Source organism: Mycobacterium sp. BK086 (assembly GCA_004362315.1).
GTDB lineage: Bacteria > Actinomycetota > Actinomycetes > Mycobacteriales > Mycobacteriaceae > Mycobacterium.
This window is the reverse complement of the sequence record SNWL01000004.1, coordinates 994,079-1,012,637: the sequence shown is the minus strand read 5'-3', so window position 1 is coordinate 1,012,637 and position 18,559 is coordinate 994,079. Positions and strand designations below refer to the sequence as shown.

At 64.4% G+C, this 18,559-nt stretch carries 18 protein-coding genes and 2 tRNA genes; 3 read left to right on the top strand and 17 right to left on the bottom strand.

What is annotated here, in order from left to right; genetic code table 11:
• Window positions 1–5: 5 nt before the first annotated feature.
• A complete protein-coding gene (locus tag EV580_RS15595; protein WP_133692050.1) occupies window positions 6–290 on the top strand; it encodes a hypothetical protein in 285 nt (94 codons plus the stop codon).
• A gap of 83 nt (window positions 291–373) precedes the next feature.
• On the opposite strand, the gene EV580_RS15590 is transcribed toward EV580_RS15595, so the two are convergent.
• The 7 genes from EV580_RS15590 to EV580_RS15560 form a co-directional block, all read right to left on the bottom strand.
• Window positions 374–1,405: a hypothetical protein gene (locus tag EV580_RS15590; protein WP_133692049.1), complete on the bottom strand. Its 1,032-nt coding sequence runs from the start codon at window positions 1,403–1,405 to the stop codon at window positions 374–376.
• Window positions 1,402–1,644 carry a hypothetical protein gene (locus EV580_RS15585; protein ID WP_133692048.1) on the bottom strand — a complete coding sequence of 81 codons (243 nt, stop codon included), beginning with the start codon at window positions 1,642–1,644 and terminating at the stop codon, window positions 1,402–1,404. Before EV580_RS15585 ends, EV580_RS15590 begins: the two co-directional genes overlap by 4 nt.
• Before the next feature lie 607 nt (window positions 1,645–2,251).
• On the bottom strand, window positions 2,252–2,926 hold the full coding sequence (locus EV580_RS15580; RefSeq protein WP_133692047.1) for a hypothetical protein: 675 nt from the start codon (window positions 2,924–2,926) through the stop codon (window positions 2,252–2,254).
• A 213-nt stretch (window positions 2,927–3,139) separates the two neighbouring features.
• Window positions 3,140–3,349, bottom strand: coding sequence for a zinc finger domain-containing protein (locus EV580_RS15575; protein ID WP_133692046.1), 210 nt, complete (start codon window positions 3,347–3,349; stop codon window positions 3,140–3,142).
• A gap of 1 nt (window position 3,350) precedes the next feature.
• Window positions 3,351–3,674: a hypothetical protein gene (locus tag EV580_RS15570; RefSeq protein WP_133692045.1), complete on the bottom strand. Its 324-nt coding sequence runs from the start codon at window positions 3,672–3,674 to the stop codon at window positions 3,351–3,353.
• The gene (locus tag EV580_RS15565) at window positions 3,671–4,129 is read right to left on the bottom strand and encodes a hypothetical protein (protein ID WP_133692044.1); all 459 of its coding nucleotides are present in this window, start codon (window positions 4,127–4,129) and stop codon (window positions 3,671–3,673) included. Before EV580_RS15565 ends, EV580_RS15570 begins: the two co-directional genes overlap by 4 nt.
• A gap of 154 nt (window positions 4,130–4,283) precedes the next feature.
• The gene (locus tag EV580_RS15560) at window positions 4,284–4,496 is read right to left on the bottom strand and encodes a helix-turn-helix domain-containing protein (protein ID WP_133692043.1); all 213 of its coding nucleotides are present in this window, start codon (window positions 4,494–4,496) and stop codon (window positions 4,284–4,286) included.
• A 124-nt stretch (window positions 4,497–4,620) separates the two neighbouring features.
• Between EV580_RS15560 and EV580_RS15555 the strand changes: the two genes are divergently transcribed.
• Together EV580_RS15555 and EV580_RS15550 are read left to right on the top strand one after the other, a co-directional pair.
• A complete protein-coding gene (locus tag EV580_RS15555; RefSeq protein WP_133692042.1) occupies window positions 4,621–5,139 on the top strand; it encodes a helix-turn-helix domain-containing protein in 519 nt (172 codons plus the stop codon).
• Entirely contained in the window at window positions 5,126–6,259 is a 1,134-nt protein-coding gene (locus tag EV580_RS15550) for a site-specific integrase (protein WP_133692041.1), read from the top strand. The genes EV580_RS15555 and EV580_RS15550 overlap by 14 nt, the downstream gene beginning before the upstream one ends.
• Window positions 6,260–6,303: 44 nt before the next feature.
• Here the strand turns inward: EV580_RS15550 and EV580_RS15545 are convergent.
• The 10 genes from EV580_RS15545 to dnaA all read right to left on the bottom strand — a co-directional run bounded on the left by EV580_RS15545 (window position 6,304) and on the right by dnaA (window position 18,173).
• Window positions 6,304–6,376: transfer RNA gene (locus tag EV580_RS15545), tRNA-Ala, on the bottom strand.
• 131 nt (window positions 6,377–6,507) lie between these two features.
• Window positions 6,508–6,581 (bottom strand) — tRNA-Ile (locus EV580_RS15540).
• A 70-nt stretch (window positions 6,582–6,651) separates the two neighbouring features.
• A complete protein-coding gene (locus tag EV580_RS15535) occupies window positions 6,652–7,512 on the bottom strand; it encodes a DUF3566 domain-containing protein (protein WP_133692040.1) in 861 nt (286 codons plus the stop codon).
• A gap of 9 nt (window positions 7,513–7,521) precedes the next feature.
• Window positions 7,522–10,068, bottom strand: coding sequence for a DNA gyrase subunit A (gyrA, locus tag EV580_RS15530; RefSeq protein ID WP_133692039.1), 2,547 nt, complete (start codon window positions 10,066–10,068; stop codon window positions 7,522–7,524).
• A 16-nt stretch (window positions 10,069–10,084) separates the two neighbouring features.
• Window positions 10,085–12,106: a DNA topoisomerase (ATP-hydrolyzing) subunit B gene (gene gyrB, locus EV580_RS15525; RefSeq protein WP_183504064.1), complete on the bottom strand. Its 2,022-nt coding sequence runs from the start codon at window positions 12,104–12,106 to the stop codon at window positions 10,085–10,087.
• A gap of 214 nt (window positions 12,107–12,320) precedes the next feature.
• On the bottom strand, window positions 12,321–12,896 hold the full coding sequence (locus EV580_RS15520; RefSeq protein WP_133692037.1) for a DUF721 family protein: 576 nt from the start codon (window positions 12,894–12,896) through the stop codon (window positions 12,321–12,323).
• A complete protein-coding gene (gene recF, locus EV580_RS15515; protein ID WP_133692036.1) occupies window positions 12,893–14,041 on the bottom strand; it encodes a DNA replication/repair protein RecF in 1,149 nt (382 codons plus the stop codon). The genes EV580_RS15520 and recF overlap by 4 nt, the downstream gene beginning before the upstream one ends.
• A 9-nt stretch (window positions 14,042–14,050) precedes the next feature.
• Window positions 14,051–14,944 (bottom strand): phosphogluconate dehydrogenase (NAD(+)-dependent, decarboxylating), encoded by an 894-nt coding sequence (gene gnd, locus EV580_RS15510; protein ID WP_133692035.1) that lies wholly within the window; start codon window positions 14,942–14,944, stop codon window positions 14,051–14,053.
• A 28-nt stretch (window positions 14,945–14,972) separates the two neighbouring features.
• A complete protein-coding gene (gene dnaN, locus EV580_RS15505) occupies window positions 14,973–16,166 on the bottom strand; it encodes a DNA polymerase III subunit beta (RefSeq protein ID WP_133692034.1) in 1,194 nt (397 codons plus the stop codon).
• A 504-nt stretch (window positions 16,167–16,670) separates the two neighbouring features.
• The gene (gene dnaA / locus EV580_RS15500; protein WP_133692033.1) at window positions 16,671–18,173 is read right to left on the bottom strand and encodes a chromosomal replication initiator protein DnaA; all 1,503 of its coding nucleotides are present in this window, start codon (window positions 18,171–18,173) and stop codon (window positions 16,671–16,673) included.
• Between the last annotated feature and the right edge of the window lie 386 nt (window positions 18,174–18,559).

Here is an 18,559-nt window from a genome sequence, read left to right as displayed (position 1 = left end):
TAGCCGTGGACACGGCCGCCGAAAAAGTAAGCGATGAAGATCCACATCCGAAAGACGAGGTAGCGGAGAAGCCCGGGAACGACCGGGTGGATGGCGACACGGGTGACGTCGTCGAGCAGTTCTTCAGCAAGCACAAAGAACACAAGAAGTCTCTGTTCGGGCACGTGGGCCGCATGGCGGCCGGGGGCTTGGTTCTCGGATCGACCAAGGCGTTGGGTCAGGCAGTCACGGGCCGCGTCATCGAGAATCCACCCGATTGGGTCCAGCATTTCATCGACATGCTGCACTAGCGGTCGACCTCGGCAGAGACCTTCAGCACGTCTGGAGCCGCCCCGCGGAAGCGCGGGGCGGCTCAGTGTGTTGTCCGGAGAGTTCACTCGTCTGCATCCGAACCGTTTTCAAGATCGCTAGCGGGTGTGTCCCAGCGGCTCGAATGTGTCGTTACCGATCCGGCGAATGTTGGAGTCGGCGGTGCCGGGAGTGGCGACGGTGCCGCCTGTACCGGCACGCCTAGGCGGTGGCCGGAGTCGTCGACGTCGCGGTATCGGCCCCTCGGGTTGACCTTGCGCGAGACGGTGTTCCTGCCCGTGCCGGTGGTCGCCGGGGCTGGTTCCGGGCCTTCTGCGAGGAGCCTGTTGATTTGTGCCGTTGTGGGACACCACATTCCGGAGTCGTGCCGGATGAGCCACACAAGCCGCTCCGCGGGGTCGTTGGGCCACGGATATGTGGGCTGCGAGGAGCGCCAATCTGGCGCAACCAACTCGAGCCGACGGTGGAAGAACAGCCGCGCCTCGGCGTCCTTCACAACGTTATCGTCGCCACAACGCCGGCGGTCGAACTCCTGGCGCCGGTACAACACCAGCTGGACTTCACGGATCTCGTTGTATGCCTGCGCCGAGGCGTTGATGGACCGCCAGGCATCCGTGGTGCCTGCCTCGATCGCCTCTGCCGCCGTATTGACATCCGCGCCAAGCTGTTCGACATATGTCGTCAAGTGGAGAAGAAGCGTGGAGAGTCGGGATGCCAGCTCGGTTATCAAGTTCTCGGCTCGTTCGTCGACGAGCTCGATGATCTCGGTTCGGGCCCCGAACTCCAACTCCCGCAGCACCTGGATCCGCACTTCGTGATCAGACTTCCCGAGGCGGCGACTGACTTCGTTGTCCAGCCATTCGTCGGTGACGTCGCTCGGTGTCGACGGCCACGCCAGGACGGATTCGGCCTCGGCCCGGAGGTCGAGGGCGAGTTTCACGGCGCGGTCCGCGGTTGCTTCCAATGCGTCCCATTCTGGAATGACGGTGTCGATCAGATTTCGAAGCAGGACTGCGGATCCGACAAGTGCACCCGACGGCGGCATGGTCGCAGCACTGATGATCGGATGGCGCGGAGCCACCCACGCCGCGGTCATCGGGCATTTCCTTCGTCGTCGATGTACCCGCGCCGGTGCGCCTCCGCAAGGCCTTCGTTGGTGGCCGGTCCCGTGGCCTGAGGGAACCGCTTCTGCGGTGGCTGATCGTCGACGCGCTCGCCCGATATCGGCGGTGCCGGCGGTGACTTGGGTGGTCGAACGCGCGTCACCAAAGCGGCCCAGTCCTCGTCAGACAGGGCCTTGAGATGCTCCTCGAAGACTTCAGCTAGTTCGATCATTTTCCCGTTCCTTCACGTATCGGACCACTGCCGTGAGCCTGAAAAGGAGTCGTCCGCCTATCAATTCACCACCAAGGTCAGAGCGGTACCGACGCACGTTCCTCGGCGAGCACTCCAGGATCTCTGCCACCTCCCGGGTTCCGATCAGGATCCCGTCCCCCAATGATCCACTCTCAGCATGATTTTCATGTCCCCCCGGGGACAAAGTGCTGGCCAGGTCAAGTTTCCTAGCCAGCGGCTTCATCCAGAGCGGCACTCGCCAACCCACTCGATTGCGCAGGCTGATCGCGTCAATCACTGCGAATAGCGCCATTTCCACCTCGTCGTCCGAGAGTTTCATCAGTGCGTCTCGTGTCTGGTCATTTGTCTTGTTCGGTGAGGGGATTGGCGCACTTAGGTTCGGTGAAGTCGGCGTACACCGTCGTGTCGTCGATGATCTGGATCGCTCCGGGATGGATTCGCGCAACGCACGGAATGGCGCGTGTGACACGCGCTTTAGTGCGCTCGTCGATCCGGCAGCAAGGCTCACCGCTCCGGGCGCCGCACGTGGAGCAATGCTCGTCGAGAGCGCCGCCGGCGTACGCGGCCGCGACGGGTCGACGGCCGGTCATGACGCGACCCCGGTGGTCTGGCATTCGAGGCACTGGTCGACGTGGAGAGACTTGTTCCTGATCAGTGCCGCTCCGCATGCGCAGCGGCGATGGCTGCAGCGAGTGGCAGGTTCGATCGGCTTGCCGTCAGGCCCGACGACCCACCCCTCGTCGCACATCAAGCAGTCCTTGAGCGCGTTCGCTTCCGTCTCCGCCCTTAGCCTCTTGTCTTCGCGCTGTTCGGCGGCGAATGCCTTGCTAGCGTCGCGACAGCCACCGCACGGCGGCACGTCCTCGTCCCGGACGATGTGGCGGTGCCGGGGGCAACGTCGGCGGGATCTGTTGCTGTTTGCTGTTTCTGGCGAGATGGGCCGCGGTTCGGGCGGCCGGGGAACGCCGCCGCCTTCTCCCCCTTCTTCAGGATTCTTACCAAAAGGAACAGGCGCCATTTTCGGCGAGGTACCGTGCCCGTTCTGGCGAGGTACCTCGCCCGTTGCGGCGACTGATACGCCGATTTCGGCGAGTGGCAGGTCAGCGCGGTTCGAGACCTCGCCCGTATCGGCGACTGGCAGGTCAGTGCTGTTGTCGGTGTAGGCCGGTCGATAAGCCAGTGACTGGTCGGTCAGCGGCGGGAAATGCTTTGCTGCAACGGCTTCGCCCAATGTCCGCAGGGCGGTTCTGACACCCTTCACTGATAGGCCAACCTCACAGGCAATGCCGCTCTGCGATGTACGCCACCACCGCTGCCCATCTCGTGCTACGCGCCCCGGGCCGTCGGTCGAGCACCTGTATCGGATGTGAGCGAGCACGATCGCCGCGGCCGCACCGTGCTGCTTGACTTCATCCGGTACGACCCTGATGAACGTCAGAGACCCGGCGCGCTGCTGTTCCGGCGTCAACTTTTGTCACCACCGTCCTTGCCAACGAGGTCGGGAGAGGCTGCCGATGATTCGCGCCGGATGGGCCAGGGCACGCCGAAGCGGCTTACCGGTTACGAGGTTGCGGCACCGCTCGCCGGCGACGGCGCTGCAGTACGCGCAGGGCACCCCGAACGGGGTCAGTAGAGCGCCGGCCCGCGCGGGCAGGCCGGTCTCCTCCTCGTCTGCCGGCGTCACGTTAGCCAAGGATCTCGCTGCGCTGGTTGATGGCGATATCGAGCAGATCCCGCAGTGCCAGCGCTTGTTCAACCGTGAGAAACCCTCCTGCTTCCTGTCCGGTGAGGACCGATCGCGCGTGAACACAAATCTCATCGGGCATTCGGTCAGATGTGTCGACGACGACGTAACAGGTCAGCTCCGTCTGATCAGTCGCCATGATCGAGTGCTCGCAAGCGGTCGAGAAGTGCTCGGTCTCGCCAGCACTGTCGTGGCCCCGGCACCACGACGGGCATCCATCCTGCGGCGTTTCGACCGCGGTACAGGATGATGTCGCTTGGCTCATCGCGCCACCGCCTGGGCGTCGGCGAGGCAATCCAATGCGGCCTTCAAGTAATCGCCGGCGTTCCCTGGTGCTGTTCGGAACGCCGCATACGCCTCCCGCACAGCAGCTTCCGCGATTGCCAGCCAACTACTCGGAGTGGTTTTGCCGGCCCATTGATCGGCTAGATCGGCGGGAGTCAACAACGCTGTGGCGACCGTGCGGGCGTCATCGGAGCTGTACTCGTTGCCGTCGCCGAGGTGCACGAACGGGCCTTCGGCTGAATTCACGATGATGGCGCCGTCTGGCGACTGGCTGGCGACGACGACGCGAACGTCGTAGTCGATCTCCTCGGGGAGCGACATGAGTGTCGACCACACAAGCCGACACGCGCTCCCTTCGTAGGTTTCCCATTCCTCGAGGCGCGCCGGGTCTGCGCCGGGAGGCAGCGCCACGTCGGGGGTGTGGGTTATCGTCATGGTCGGGACTTCCTCTCAAATGCGGGTTGGGTGTTCTGCAAGCCCTCGGACGCGGTGGCAGCCGCGCCGGGGGCATTTTCTTGTCCGGGCCGAAGATCCGCGCGGTCACGGTCGGGCAACAGGCCTAAATCGGCGTGATCCCTCTGGGGAAGCATCAGGCCGCGTCACCACCAATCCTGTTGTCGGCCAGAAACTTCAGGACGTCGGCTCTGAGGTAGCGAACTCTGCCTCCAATCTTCACGTAGGGGATGCCGCGACGGCGGTATCGGTCCTGGGCCAGGGCGTCGGCTGTCGTTTGTACGACCCTGGCGACCTGGTTCGACGTGGCGATCGCCGGCAGGGTCTCCTCGTCTACGAGATTCACCATTGGATGTCCTTTCCATCTCAAATGAGATCCAAATGATCTCTCTAGAGTTAGAGATGCATCACAATTTATGGTGAGGTCAAGTGAATCGCGCAAGCGATCCAAATGATCGCTTATCGTTTGAAGCGTGGATCCTGAAGAATCGGAAGCGCCGAAGGCGCTCACTAAGAACCCGCTCGGCGCGACGGGCGACATTGTCGCGGCCAACGTCGATCGGCTACGCAACGAACAGAACCTCACGTTCGCTGCCCTCGCTGAACGACTCATCGACATCCAGCGCCCGATACCCACGCTTGGGCTGAGAAAGATTGTCGCGAAGACCCGGCGCGTAGATGCTGATGATCTGGTGGCTTTAGCTGTGGCTCTTGGTGTTTCGGTGCCAACACTGATGATGCCGGCCCATGTGGACGAGAGCACAAGGGTGTCCATCACGGGCTCCACGAGCCCCGTTACCGCGCGATCGGCATGGTATTGGTTGGCGGGTCATGACCCGCTGCCGTCAATGATGACCCCTGAGTGGGGTTTGCAGAAGTTTCGAGCATTCGCCTGGCCCACATTCGTGGAAGCTGACCACGACCGCGACATGCTGAGACAGACCGATCTAGAGTTGCGCGCTCAGGGGGTGCAGAACCTTGGCGACGATTGACAAGTACCAAACGGCCACTGGCACAACTCGTTACCGAGTTAGGTACCGGACCCCGGATCGCCGGCAGACTGACAAGCGGGGCTTTAAGACGAAACGGGACGCGGAGGCTTGGGCCAATCAGCTCGAGGTCGACAAGCGGCGCGGGGCGTACGTTGCGCCGGCGGCGGGCCGCGTGCAGCTGGGAGAGTACGCGCGTGAATGGCTGGGCTCGAAGCACAAGCTGAAGCCGTCGACCACGGCTCGGTATCAGGTGGTGCTGGACACGTTCATCGCCGACCACGCAGCGGTGGCGATCGCTGACGTCAGCCGGCAACTCGTGCGGGAATGGGCCGCCGATTTGAACCGCACCCACGCGCCAGCGTCGGTCCACAAGACGATCGGGGTGCTGCGCCAGGTGCTCGCGATGGCGGTAGCCGAGAACCGGTTGGTGGTGAATCCGGTTGATGGGGTGGAGCTGCCTGCGGTGGAGTCGGTCGAACAGCGGTTCCTGACTTTGGAGCAGCTGCACTCGCTAGCGGCGGCGGCCGAGGGGAATCGGCCGCTGGTATACGTGCTGGGGACGTGTGGACTGCGGTTCGGAGAAGTGGCGGAGCTTCGTTGGCGCGATGTTGATCTGGACCGGTTGGCGATCAGGGTGGCACGCTCGGTGACTCTTGTCGATGGCGTGTTCGAGGTCGGCACTCCGAAGAACGGGAAGGGTCGCACGGTGAGCCTGCCGGCGTTCGTCGCCGACCTCCTGGCGGCGGGGGAGGCCGACGCGTTGGTGTTTCCCGACAGCCTGGGTCGCCACATGCGCGGGACGAACGTGCGCCGGCGGTGGTGGTCAGACGCCGTCGCTGCGGCCCGGCTGTTTCCCCGCAGCGAGAAGAACGCGGCCGGGGAGCCCGTCACCGTGTACGACTTCAAGCTCCACGAGCTGCGGCACACCGCGGCGTCGCTGGCGATCCAGGCCGGGGCCAACATCAAGAGCCTGCAAAACATGCTCGGACACGAGTCCGCGGCCCTGACGCTGGACCGCTATGGCCACCTGTACGACTCGGACATCGAGGCGGTCGGCGTCGCCATGAATGCCCTTTTAACTCGAAAGTGTGGGCAAGATGTGGGCACAGACGCCGCCTAAATGCAGAACAGGCCAGACGATTGCCGCCTGACCCTGTTTGATTGTGGAGCCTAGGAGATTCGAACTCCTGACATCTGCCTTGCAAAGGCAGCGCTCTACCAACTGAGCTAAGGCCCCTCGAGTGCCTCAGTCGTCGAGGGTGTGCCACACCTCGCCGCGCCGGCGCTGAATGACCGCGGCGCCCGCGACCAACACCGCCAACAGCAGTGCAATCCGCACGGGCGCCCTTCCCGTCGACCAGGACATCGTGGGCCTAGGAGGACTCGAACCTCCGACCTCTTCGTTATCAGCGAAGCGCTCTAACCGCCTGAGCTATAGGCCCGTATTTCACATACGACCGAGCGACGAGATTACCGCACCACCAGCACTGCAACCAAAACCGGTGAACGGGGCTAGTCCCGGTCGGCCAGCGTGACCTCGATACCGCCGACGATGTCGGTGGACAGGTTGTAGATGAACGCACCGACCGTGGCCATCGCCGTCAGCAGCACGATGTTCACCAGACCGATCAGCGCCGCGCCGCCGAAGATCGTTCCGCTGGACACCAACTCGCCGCCGCCCCCGCTGGTAGCCGTCAGCAGGTCGCCCACATTGCTGTTGAGCTTGCTCCACACACCCATGCCGCCCAGCACGAGATACAGAAACGCCACGGCGATCATCCACACGAAGAACAGCGCCACCGACAGCAGCAGCGACACCTTCAGAGCGCTCCACGGATCGATGCGCCGGATCTGCATGCTGGCGCGCACCGGACCGCGAGATCGGTTGGCGGCCACCTGAACTCGGCCAGCCGGGGTGGCCGGACGAGCCGGCTGCTCGGGTGCCGGTTTGCGTGGCTGCTGCTGCGTCGCCGGCTTCGGCGGGGTCGACCCCGACAGGTCCGGCAGCTCGCTGGCGTAGGCCTCGGTGCGCTCACCCCGCGGTTCGGGCCGGGGTTCTGGACGCGGTTCGGGCCGGGGCTCAGGTCGATTCTGCGGAGCCTCGCTGTCCTGCCGCGGGGGCGGAGGCGGGCCGCTTACACCCGACATGTCCGGTGCGGCGGAACCGGTGATGAACCGGTTGACCCGTTGTTCGATGCTCGACGGCGGACCTGCGGGCGGGGCCGCCGGCCGGGGCTGGCCCTCGGCGGCCGGTCGCTGCTGCGGAGCACCGCCTTGTCGCGCCCGTGCCGCACCACGCTGCCAGGGTGGAACCTCGCCGGATCCACCGTTAGCACCCGGTCCGGGTTGGCCCGGCTCGTTCGGTGCGCTCACCGCCACTCCTTAACTGTCCGCGTCGCCGCTCGACTCGTCGGTCCCAGGCTCGAGCTCGGCCCCTTCGACCGCCTCGTCCGAGCTGTCCTGCTCCTCGGCATTGCGGGCAATGGCTAACAGTGTGTCGCCCTCACCCAGGTTCATCAAGCGAACGCCCTTTGTCTGGCGCCCGGCCTTGCGGACCTGTCGAGCTGCGGTGCGGATGACGCCGCCGCCCGAGGTGATGGCATACAACTCACTGTCTTCATCGACCACCAATGCGCCCACCAGACTGCCACGGCGCCGGTCGTATTGAATGGTCAGGATGCCTTTACCGCCGCGGCCCTGCACCGTGTACTCGTCGATGGCCGTCCGCTTGGCATAACCACCGGCGGTGGCGACCAGCAGGTACGTCCCCTCGACCACGACATTCAGCGATAGCAGCTGGTCATCCTCGTTGAACCGCATGCCCTGCACGCCGGAGGTGGCCCGACCCATCGGGCGAAGCGCCTCGTCGGTGGCCGAGAACCGGATCGACTGGCCGTTGGCACTCACCAGCAGCAGGTCGTCCTCGGCGGAGCACAGCACCGCACCGACGAGTTCGTCGCCTTCGCGCAGATTCACCGCCACGATGCCGCCGGAACGGTTGGAGTCGAAGTCCGTCAGTTTGGACTTCTTCACCAGACCCTTCTTGGTGGCCAGCACCAGATACGGCGCGTCCTCGTAGCTCTTGATCTGAATGACCTGGGCGATGCGCTCTTCGGGCTGGAACGCCAGCAGGTTGGCCACATGCTGACCGCGTGCGGTGCGCGATGCCTCCGGCAGTTCGTAGGCCTTGGCCCGGTACACCCGGCCCTGCGTGGTGAAGAACAGGATCCAGTCGTGGGTGGACGACACGAAGAAGTGCCGCACGATGTCGTCCTGTTTGAGGCCCGCGCCCTGCACGCCCTTGCCGCCGCGCTTCTGGCTGCGGTAGAGGTCGGTCTTGGTCCGCTTGGCGTAGCCGGTCTCGGTGATGGTGACGACGACGTCCTCGCGGGCGATCAGGTCCTCGTCGGACACCTCGCCATCGGAGGCGACGATCCGCGTGCGCCGGTCGTCGCCGTACTTCTCGGCGATCTCCGCGAGCTCGTCGCGCACGATCGCGCGCTGGCGCTCCGGCTTGGCCAGAATGTCTTCGAGGTCCGCGATCTCGGCCTCGATCTTGGCCAGATCGTCGACGATGCGCTGACGCTCCAGGGCCGCCAGACGGCGCAGCTGCATATCGAGGATGGCCTGGGCCTGAATCTCGTCGACGTCGAGCAGCTCCATCAAGCCGACCCGCGCCACGTCGGCGCTCTCCGACGCCCGGATCAACGCGATGACCTCATCGAGAGCATCGAGCGCTTTGACCAGACCGCGCAGGATGTGGGCCCGCTCGTTGGCCTTGCGCAACCGGTAGCGGGTGCGCCGGATGATCACGTCGAGTTGGTGGGCGACGTAGTAGCGGATCATCTGGTCCAGGCGCAATGTCCTTGGCACGCCGTCGACGATCGACAGCATGTTGGCGCCGAAGCTGGTCTGCAGCTGGGTGTGCTTGTAGAGGTTGTTCAGCACCACCTTGGCCACGGCGTCGCGCTTGATCTCGACGACGATCCGCAGACCGACCCGGTCACTGGACTGGTCTTCGATATTGGAGATGCCGCCGAGCTTGCCGTCGCGCACCTGCTCGGCGATCGAGGTGATGAAGTTGTCGTGATTCACCTGGTAGGGCAGCTCGGTGATGACGATCGAGGTGCGGCCGCGCGAATCCTCTTCGATCTCAACGACACCGCGCATCCGGATCGAGCCGCGGCCCGTGGTGTACGCGTCGTGGATGCCCGAGGATCCGACGATCAGGCCCGAGGTGGGGAAGTCCGGACCCTTGACCCGTTCGCAGACGGCGGCCAGCGTGGTCTCTTCGTCGGCCTCGTGGTTCTCCAGGCACCAGTAGACGGCCTCGGCCAGCTCCCGCAGGTTGTGCGGCGGGATGTTGGTGGCCATACCGACGGCGATACCGCCCGACCCATTGGCCAGCAGGTTGGGGAACCGGCTCGGCAGCACCGTCGGCTCTTGCACACGGCCGTCGTAGTTCGGGATGAAATCGACTGTTTCCTCGTCGATTTCACGCAGCATCTCCATGGCCAGCGGGGTCAGCCGCGCCTCGGTGTACCGCATGGCGGCTGCCGGGTCGTTACCCGGCGAGCCGAAGTTGCCCTGACCGTCGACCAGCGGGTAGCGCAGCGACCACGGCTGCGCCATGCGCACCAGGGTGTCGTAGATCGACGAATCGCCGTGCGGGTGATAGTTACCCATCGTCTCGGCAACGGAGCGCGCGGATTTCGCGTGGCCGCGGTCGGGCCGGAAGCCGGAGTCGAACATCGCGTAGAGCACGCGACGGTGCACCGGCTTGAGACCGTCGCGCACCTCGGGCAGTGCACGCCCGACGATGACGCTCATCGCGTAGTCGATGTAGCTGCGCTGCATCTCCTGCTGGATGTCGACCGGTTCGATGCGGTCGCCGGCTTCGTCGCCCGGGGGCAGCGTGGTATCAGTCATGTGATTTCAGTCCTAGTTAAACGTCAAGGAAGCGAACGTCTTTGGCATTACGCGTGATGAAGCTGCGACGAGCTTCGACGTCCTCGCCCATCAGGATCGAGAACAGTTCGTCGGCCGCGGCGGCGTCGTCGAGGGTGACCTGACGCAGCACCCGGACCGACGGATCCATCGTGGTCTCCCACAGCTCCTTGGCGTCCATCTCGCCAAGACCCTTGTAGCGCTGGATGCCGTCGTCGACGTTGATTCGCTTGCCCGCGGCCTTGCCCGCTTCGAGCAGACCGTCGCGCTCCCGATCGGAGTAAGCGAACTCCGGCTCGGAGCGCTGCCACTTCAGCTTGTACAGCGGTGGCTGCGCCAAGAAGATGTGCCCGTTCTCCACCAGCGGCTTCATGAACCGGAACAGCAGGGTCAGCAGCAACGTCGAAATGTGTTGTCCGTCAACGTCGGCGTCGGCCATCAGGACGATCTTGTGATAGCGCAGTTTCTCGATGTCGAACTCGTCGTGGATGCCGGTGCCCAGCGCGGTGATGATCGCCTGGACTTCGGTGTTCTTCAGCACCCGATCGATGCGGGCCTTCTCGACGTTGATGATCTTGCCGCGCAACGGAAGGATGGCCTGGAACATCGAGTCGCGACCACTCTTGGCCGAACCACCGGCCGAATCACCCTCCACCACATACAGTTCCGACAGTCGTGGATCCGTCGATCGGCAGTCGGCGAGCTTGCCGGGCAGGCCGCCGATATCGGTCGCGCTCTTGCGCCGCACGAGTTCGCGCGCCTTGCGCGCGGCGATGCGGGCCTGCGCCGAGGACACCGCCTTGTTGACGACGGTCTTGGCCTCGCTCGGATTCGCCTCGAACCAGTGTGTGAGCTGTTCGTTGCAGATCTTCTGTACGAACGACTTCACTTCGGTATTACCGAGTTTCGTCTTGGTCTGACCCTCGAACTGCGGCTGGGACACCTTCACCGAGATCACCGCCGCGAGACCCTCGCGGATGTCGTCACCGGTGAGGTTGGCGTCTTTTTCCTTGAGGAGCTTCTTGTCCTTGGCGTACTTGTTGACCACCGTGGTCAGCGCGGCACGGAAGCCTTCTTCGTGCGTACCGCCCTCGTGGGTGTTGATCGTGTTCGCGAAGGTGTGCACCGACTCCGAATAGCCGGCGTTCCACTGCATCGCGATCTCGACCTCATGGCCCTCGCCCTTGCCGTCGAAGTCGATGACGCTGGGCTGAATCGCGTTCTTCGTGCGGTTGATGTGCTTGACGAAATCGACCAGACCGCCGGGGTAGTGGAACACCCGGTGCTTGACCTTGTGGGGAGCCGAGGCCTCGGCGGCCTTCTCCTCCGCGGTCTTCGGCGCTTCGGCGGTATCACTGACCACCTCGTCGACCACCTGCTCGGCGGTGACGCGTTCGTCGGTCAGCTCGATCGTCAGGCCCTTGTTCAGGAAGGCCATCTCCTGCAGGCGCCGCGCAATGGTCTCGAAGTCATATGTCGTGGTCTCGAAGATGTCCGGGTCAGCCCAGAACCGAATGGTGGTGCCGGTCTGCTTCGTCTTCTCGCCCTGGCGCAGGGTGCCGGGCTCCGACCGGTCATAGGTCTGGAACCACTCGTAGCCGTCGGTGCGGACGTCCGCCTCCAGCCGGCTCGAGAGTGCGTTCACGACCGAAACACCGACGCCGTGCAGACCACCGGACACCTGGTAGGCGCCCTCTTCGAACTTGCCGCCGGCGTGCAGAACCGTCATGACGACGTCGATGGTCGGGATTCCGGTGGCGTGCATCGCGACCGGGATACCGCGGCCGTCGTCGGTGACCTCGACGCCGCCGTCTTCGAGGATGCGCACCGAGACCTTGCTGGCGAATCCCGCCATCGCCTCGTCGACGGAGTTGTCGACGACCTCCCAGACCAGGTGGTGGAGTCCTCGTTCACCGGTCGAGCCGATATACATACCCGGGCGTTTGCGAACCGCCTCCAGGCCTTCGAGGACTTTGATCGAGTCGGCACCGTACTGTTCGTTCGCAGCCACTAGCGGCACGCTCTCCTTGGGGTTCGCAAGCGCGCGATTCTCAGACCGCGCGCGGGGTTCGATTCAGTCTACCGGTTAGTGCCTTCCGGACTGATGCTGCGGCGGCGTTTCTACACAGCTAGTTGCGCCGTGCACGGAATTTTTCGGATCGACATAAGTCTCGACGCTTGACGCGCAATTCGGCGAGCGTCTCGTGGCTGTCAGCCGACTGTGGTAAAGAGCCTCAGCCGTAGGTGTCGCGCGGACCGCGCCCCGATATATGGAGCGGCCCCTTGCGCCATGACGGCGCCACCGGGCCGGTGATCTTCAGAGACTTCACCACACCATCGCCGACCGCCGCCGCGATCTTGGCCAGCAGCTGGGACTGCACCATCCGCAGCTGCGTCGCCCATGCCGTCGACTCTGCCGCCACACTGAGCACACCGTCGCGCAGCGCGGTCGGCTCGGCGTGCTCGGCGATCTGCTCGCCGACCACTGTCGCCCACTGCGCGAACACCGCGCCCTCGGCTACCTTGCCCGTCCAGCCGCGGGACTTCGCCAACTCGTTGGCCGCCGTCGCGAAGGTCTGCGGGTCACGACGATCCGGTCCCGGTCCCGACCAGGTCCGGCGGTTGCCGCGCTCGGCACCGCGGCGAGCGCCGGGGGAGCGGCCACCGCGGCCGACCTCTTTACCCTGACTGCGCGCCGCGCCGCGGGCTTCCTCCAAAGTGCGGCGCACCAAATCCATGCCGGCCAGCCCGGCCAGGTGCTCGGGCGGCCCGACCGGCTGGTCGTCGTCGTTGTCCTCGGGCTCGGTCACGCCGTCACCTCCGACATTCGTCCTCCGTCGTCGTCGCGCAACGTGATCCCGATCCGGGTGGCGTCCCAATCGGCCGGGATGTCCTCGCCGACCGCCGCGGTGATCAGTACCTGCTCGGCGTCAGCGGCCACGCCCGCCAACGCACGACGGCGGGCATTGTCCAATTCGGCGAACACGTCGTCGAGAATCAACACCGGTTCGCTGCCTTCGGTGCGCAGCAGTTCATAGGACGCGAGCCGCAATGCCAGTGCCATAGACCAGGATTCGCCATGACTGGCAAAACCCTTGGCGGGCTGATCGCCCAGCCGCAGCTCCAGATCGTCGCGGTGCGGGCCGACCAGGCACACCCCTCGTTCCAGTTCGGCACCGCGCTTCGCCGCGAGCCCGGCCAGCAGCGCGGCCTCCAGGTACTCGACGTCCTGGCCGGCATCATCGCTCAATTCCACACTGCTGCGATAGGCGATCGCCGCCGGCCGCGATGCCGGGGCCAGCAGCTGGTAGGCCTTCTCCACCTCCGGCGCCAGCAGGTTCGTGAGCTCGATCCGGGCCGCCATCAACTGCGCGCCGTGCGCGGCCAGGTGACCGTCCCACACGTCGAGTGTCTCGAGCGCGCCGACATCACCCCGAAACCGTGCTCCCGCAGCGGATTTCAGCAACGCGGTACGTTGTTTGAGCACCTTCTCGTAATCCGCCCGGATCCCCGCCACCCGCGGCCGACGTACCGAAGCGAGCTCGTCGAGATACCGTCGGCGTTCCCCTGGGTCGCCACGCACGAGCGCAAGATCCTCCGGCGCGAACAACACCGCGCGTACCGCGCCCAGGACCTCCCGAGTGCTGCGGACCGGAGAACGGTTCAGCCGTGCCTTGTTCGCCCGTCCCGCCGCGATCTCGATATCGACCGCGAGTTCCCGCCCCTCATTGACGACGATCGTGGAGACCACCGCACGTTCGGCGCCGGCGCGGATCAGCGGCGCATCCGTGGCCACCCGATGCGATCCGAGAGTTGCGCAATACCACAGTGCTTCAACGAGATTCGTCTTCCCGAACCCGTTGGGTCCGACGAATACGGTCCGGCCCGGCGCCAACTCGAGCTCGACGTTCTGCCACGACCGAAAGTCGCGTAGCGCCAGGTGCCGGACGTACATCGGGCCTCGTTATCCCGACACCGAGACCCGCTTGACCGCGTGTCCACCGAACTGGTTGCGCAATGCCGAGACTGCTTTCATGGTCGGTGAATCCTCTTGGCGCGAAGCGAACCTGGCGAACAGCGACGCCGCGATGACCGGCATGGGCACCCGGTGGCGGATCGCCTCTTCGACGGTCCAGCGGCCTTCGCCGGAGTCCTCGGTGTAGCCGGAAATCGCGTCGAACGACGGGTCTTCCGCGAGCGCCTTGGCCAGCAGCTGTTGCAGCCAGGACCGCACGACGGTGCCGTTGGTCCACGCCTGGATCACAGCTTGGGTGTCCTTGATCAACGGTTCGGCGGCCAGCAGCTCGTAACCTTCGGCATAGGCCATCATCAGCCCGTACTCGATGCCGTTGTGCACCATCTTGGCGTAATGACCGGCACCGACCGGGCCGGCGTGAACGAAACCGTCGGCAAGATCACCGGGCGGGCGCAGAGTTTCGAAGATCGGCATCACCCGCGCCACATCTTCGTCGCTACCGCCGACCATCAGGCCGTAGCCTTCGGCCAAACCCCAGATTCCGCCGGACACACCGGCGTCGACGAATGAAATCCCTTTGGTGGCAAGCAGTTCCGCATGCTTACCGTCTTCGGTGTATTTGGAGTTACCGCCGTCGACCACCAGATCGCCCGGGCTGAGCACCGCGGCGAGTTCGGTGATGGTGTCATCGGTGATCGGCCCGGACGGCACCATCACCCAGACCACGCGGGGAGCGCTGAGTGCTTCGGCCAGCCCAGCCAAGCTGGGCACATCCGTCACCTCTGGTCTGGGGTCGTATCCGACGACTTCGTGTCCGCCCTCGCGCAAGCGCTGACGCATGTTGAAGCCCATTTTCCCAAGACCGACCAAACCCAACTGCATGTGTGCCTCTCTAGGTCAGGGGTCCGGATTAACCGGGAAGCCGGACCGGCATCAACAGATATACGTAGTCGGTCTGAACGGCGGGGAACGGCCCGGTGCCTTCTACCTGTTCTTCACCATTCGCCGGCCGCAGCACCGCGGGCCGGCTCGGGGTGGTGAAGCCGAATGTCACCCGATCGGAATGCAACGAGCCCAGACCGTCGGTCAGATAGGTGGGGTTGAACGCGATCGTGAGGGGCTCGCCGGCGAATTCGACAGCCAGATCTTCCTCGGCACGGCCCACATCGTCGGCGCCGGCCGATAGATGCAGCACGCCGTCGCCGAATTCCATCCGCACCTGCGCGCCGCGATCGGCGACCAGCGCGACACGTTTGATCGCATCGGTCAGCTCGCCGACACCGATGGTGGCCACCGCGGTGTGCTCGGCGGGCAGCAGCTGGCGGAATTTCGGGAACTCCGCGTCGAGCAGCCGGGTCGTGCTGCGCTTACCGCCGCTGCGGATACCCAGCAGGCCCTCTTTACCCACGGTGGATCCGGCGCCGAGCGCTAGATGCACCTCGGCACCGGACGTTCCCGCCTTCGCCGCCTCGGACAATGTCTTGGCCGGCACCAGTACCGCGGCTTCCAGGCTCGGCGATGAGGTCGCCCACGTCAGCTCGCGCACGGCCAGCCGGAACCGGTCGGTGGCGGCCAAAACCACTGTCTCACCGGAAATCTCGACGCGGATACCGGTCAGCATCGGCAGCGTGTCGTCACGACCGGCCGCGACGGCGACCTGACCGATGGCCTCGGCGAACAGATCGGCCGAGATGACACCGGTTTCCTCGGGCAGCTCTGGCAACGCCGGGTAATCCTCGACCGCCATGGTCGGCAGCGAGAATCGCGCGCTTCCGCACGTCAGCGCCACCCGGGTGCCCTCGACGGTCACATCGACGGGCTTGGCAGGCAGTGCTCGGGTGATATCGGATAACAGCCGGCCGGAGACCAAAACACTTCCAGGAGAAGCGATTTCGGCGGGCACGCGCACTTCGGCCGAGACTTCGTAATCGAAGCCGGAGATGGTCAGACCCTCATCGGAGCCGGTGAGCAACACCCCGGCCAGCACCGGCACGGTCGGACGGGTGGGGAGATTACGTGCAACCCAGGCCACCGCATCGGCGAAGTCCTCCCGCACCAGGCGGAACTTCAAGTCGGAGCCAACCGTCGTAGTTGCCACGTGCACACAGTCCCTTCATCACCCAATAACCCCGACCAGCGTCCACCCATGCCGAAGCACTGGCGAGCGTGATCTGTGAGCGACAGCCGCAGAACGGCAGTCAGAAGAACAACCGTAGAGCGTCGGGCGCCATCTTGAAAGCTAATCGATCGGGGTGACAAGAGCACCACGGCACGGTGCGAGGCGCCCTGTGAACCGGCTGTTCCCCAACCCTGTCTTCAAAGAAGGAAATGGAAGAGAGATAACGGCAACAGTAATAGGGCCTGTGCAACCTGTGGACCAAGCGGTCGAGCGCCTGCTCCGATGCGGTGACGGCATGTGCATCAGTTGTGTATGACTGCCGGCGAATCACAGGGCGCGTGTGCACAGCCACGGGTTGTTCATTGTCATTCGGGTACTTCGACGGAGTTGTGAGGTGTTGTCCACAGCCGTGTGCACAAGGCAGGAGTGTGACCACTGGTACGACAGTGACCAAAGTTTTTATGACGAGATGACAGAAAAAGTGGGATTTCAGCGCTTGGAACGCTGACGAATCCGTGTGGTGAGTTCCTTGACGTGATCGAACACCTCACGCCGATGGGCCATTTCACCGCGAATCTTCTTCTCGGCGTACATGACTGTGGTGTGGTCACGGCCGAACGCCTGGCCGATCTTGGGCAGCGACAGATCGGTGAGTTCTCGGCACAGATACATCGCGATCTGCCGGGATTGCGCCAGTGCTCTGGTCTTGCCGGGGCCGCGCAATTCCTCGACGGTGGTGTCGAAGTACTCGGCGGTGGCCGCCATGATGGCCGCCGTGCTGATCTGCATGGTGCCGGCGTCGGCGATCAGATCCCGCAAGACGATCTCGGCCAGGGCCTTGTCGATCGGTGTCTTGTTCAGCGAGGCGAAGGCCGTGACCCGGATCAGCGCACCCTCGAGCTCCCGGATGTTGCGCTCGATGCTGCTGGCGATGAGTTCCAGGACGTCATCGGGCACATCGAGCCGCTCCATCTGAGCCTTCTTGCGAAGGATGGCGATGCGGGTTTCCAACTCGGGCGGCTGAACATCGGTGATCAGACCCCACTCGAACCTGGTGCGCAGCCGGTCTTCGAGAGTGGCCAGCTGTTTCGGCGGCCGGTCTGAGGAGATGACGATCTGTTTGTTGGCGTTGTGCAACGTGTTGAAGGTATGGAAGAACTCTTCCTGGATACCTTCCTTGCCTTCGATGAACTGGATGTCGTCGACCAGCAGCACGTCGATATCGCGGTAACTGCGCTTGAAGGCGACCTTGCGGTCGTCGCGCAGCGAGTTGATGAAGTCGTTGGTGAACTCTTCGGTCGAGACGTACTTCACCCGCATGCCGGGGAACAGCCGCTGGGCGTAGTTGCCTGCCGCATGCAGCAGGTGGGTCTTGCCCAGTCCGGACTCGCCCCAGATGAACAACGGGTTGTACGCGCGGGCCGGTGCTTCGGCGATCGCCAGTGCGGCGGCGTGCGCGAATCGATTCGACGCTCCGATGACGAACGTGTCGAAGGTGTAGCGCCGGTTGAGGCTGATGGCCGGAGTCTCCGCGGCGGTATTGCTGCGCGGGCGTTCGATGAAATAACTCGGCCAGGTTTCGTGGGCGCTGGCCAAGGCTTCGCGATCCTCGTCGACTTCGTCGAGTTCGGGATCGGCCGCCTGGACGTCCGGGGTAGCGGGGTCCTCGTCGGCTTCCAGATCCGGCGGGGCGATGCGCACGCCGAGCTCGACCCGCTGTCCGAGCCGGCGACTGAGGGCGTCGACGATCTGGGTCCGCAGATGACGCTCGATCTCGTTCTGGACGAAACTGCTCGGCACTGACAGGAGCGCGAACCCCTCGGCGATGGTCAGCGGCTGGACCAACTTGAGCCACGCCCGCTGTTGCGGGGTCAGCGGAGCGTCGCCGCCAGTGCCATTACTGAGGCGTGGGTCCGCAGTTCCGTCGCCGTTGAGCTCAGCAACGACCGAGCTCCACACTGTGGCGAACGCTGAACCGGGATCTTCGGTCAACGACAGATCCCCCTGGTCCGATCGGCAAATTCCATAGAACACACAAAAGCAAAGGAGACGACGACAAATCTGTCCACATAGTTATCCACAGGTGTGGACAGGACAGTCGTCCTCGTCTCGCAGCATATCGGCGCAGGAACTCGGGCCGGCAGTTAATCCGAGCAATTCGGTGTCGTCTGGACTTACGCCGGCCTGTGCCCCCGCTAGTTGATTGGCGCGCCGCCCCGTGCTGAAGCGGCTTTGGCAGAAGCTAACAGTTTTCGGGGCGGGTGCCAACCGTTCTGCAACATTCTGATCACGTTGGTATAACGGCGCGCGGGAGGCTCGTGACGGCTGTGACGGTTGTTCATCCCTGCGGCGATGAACGGTCCGACAAGGCGGTTTGA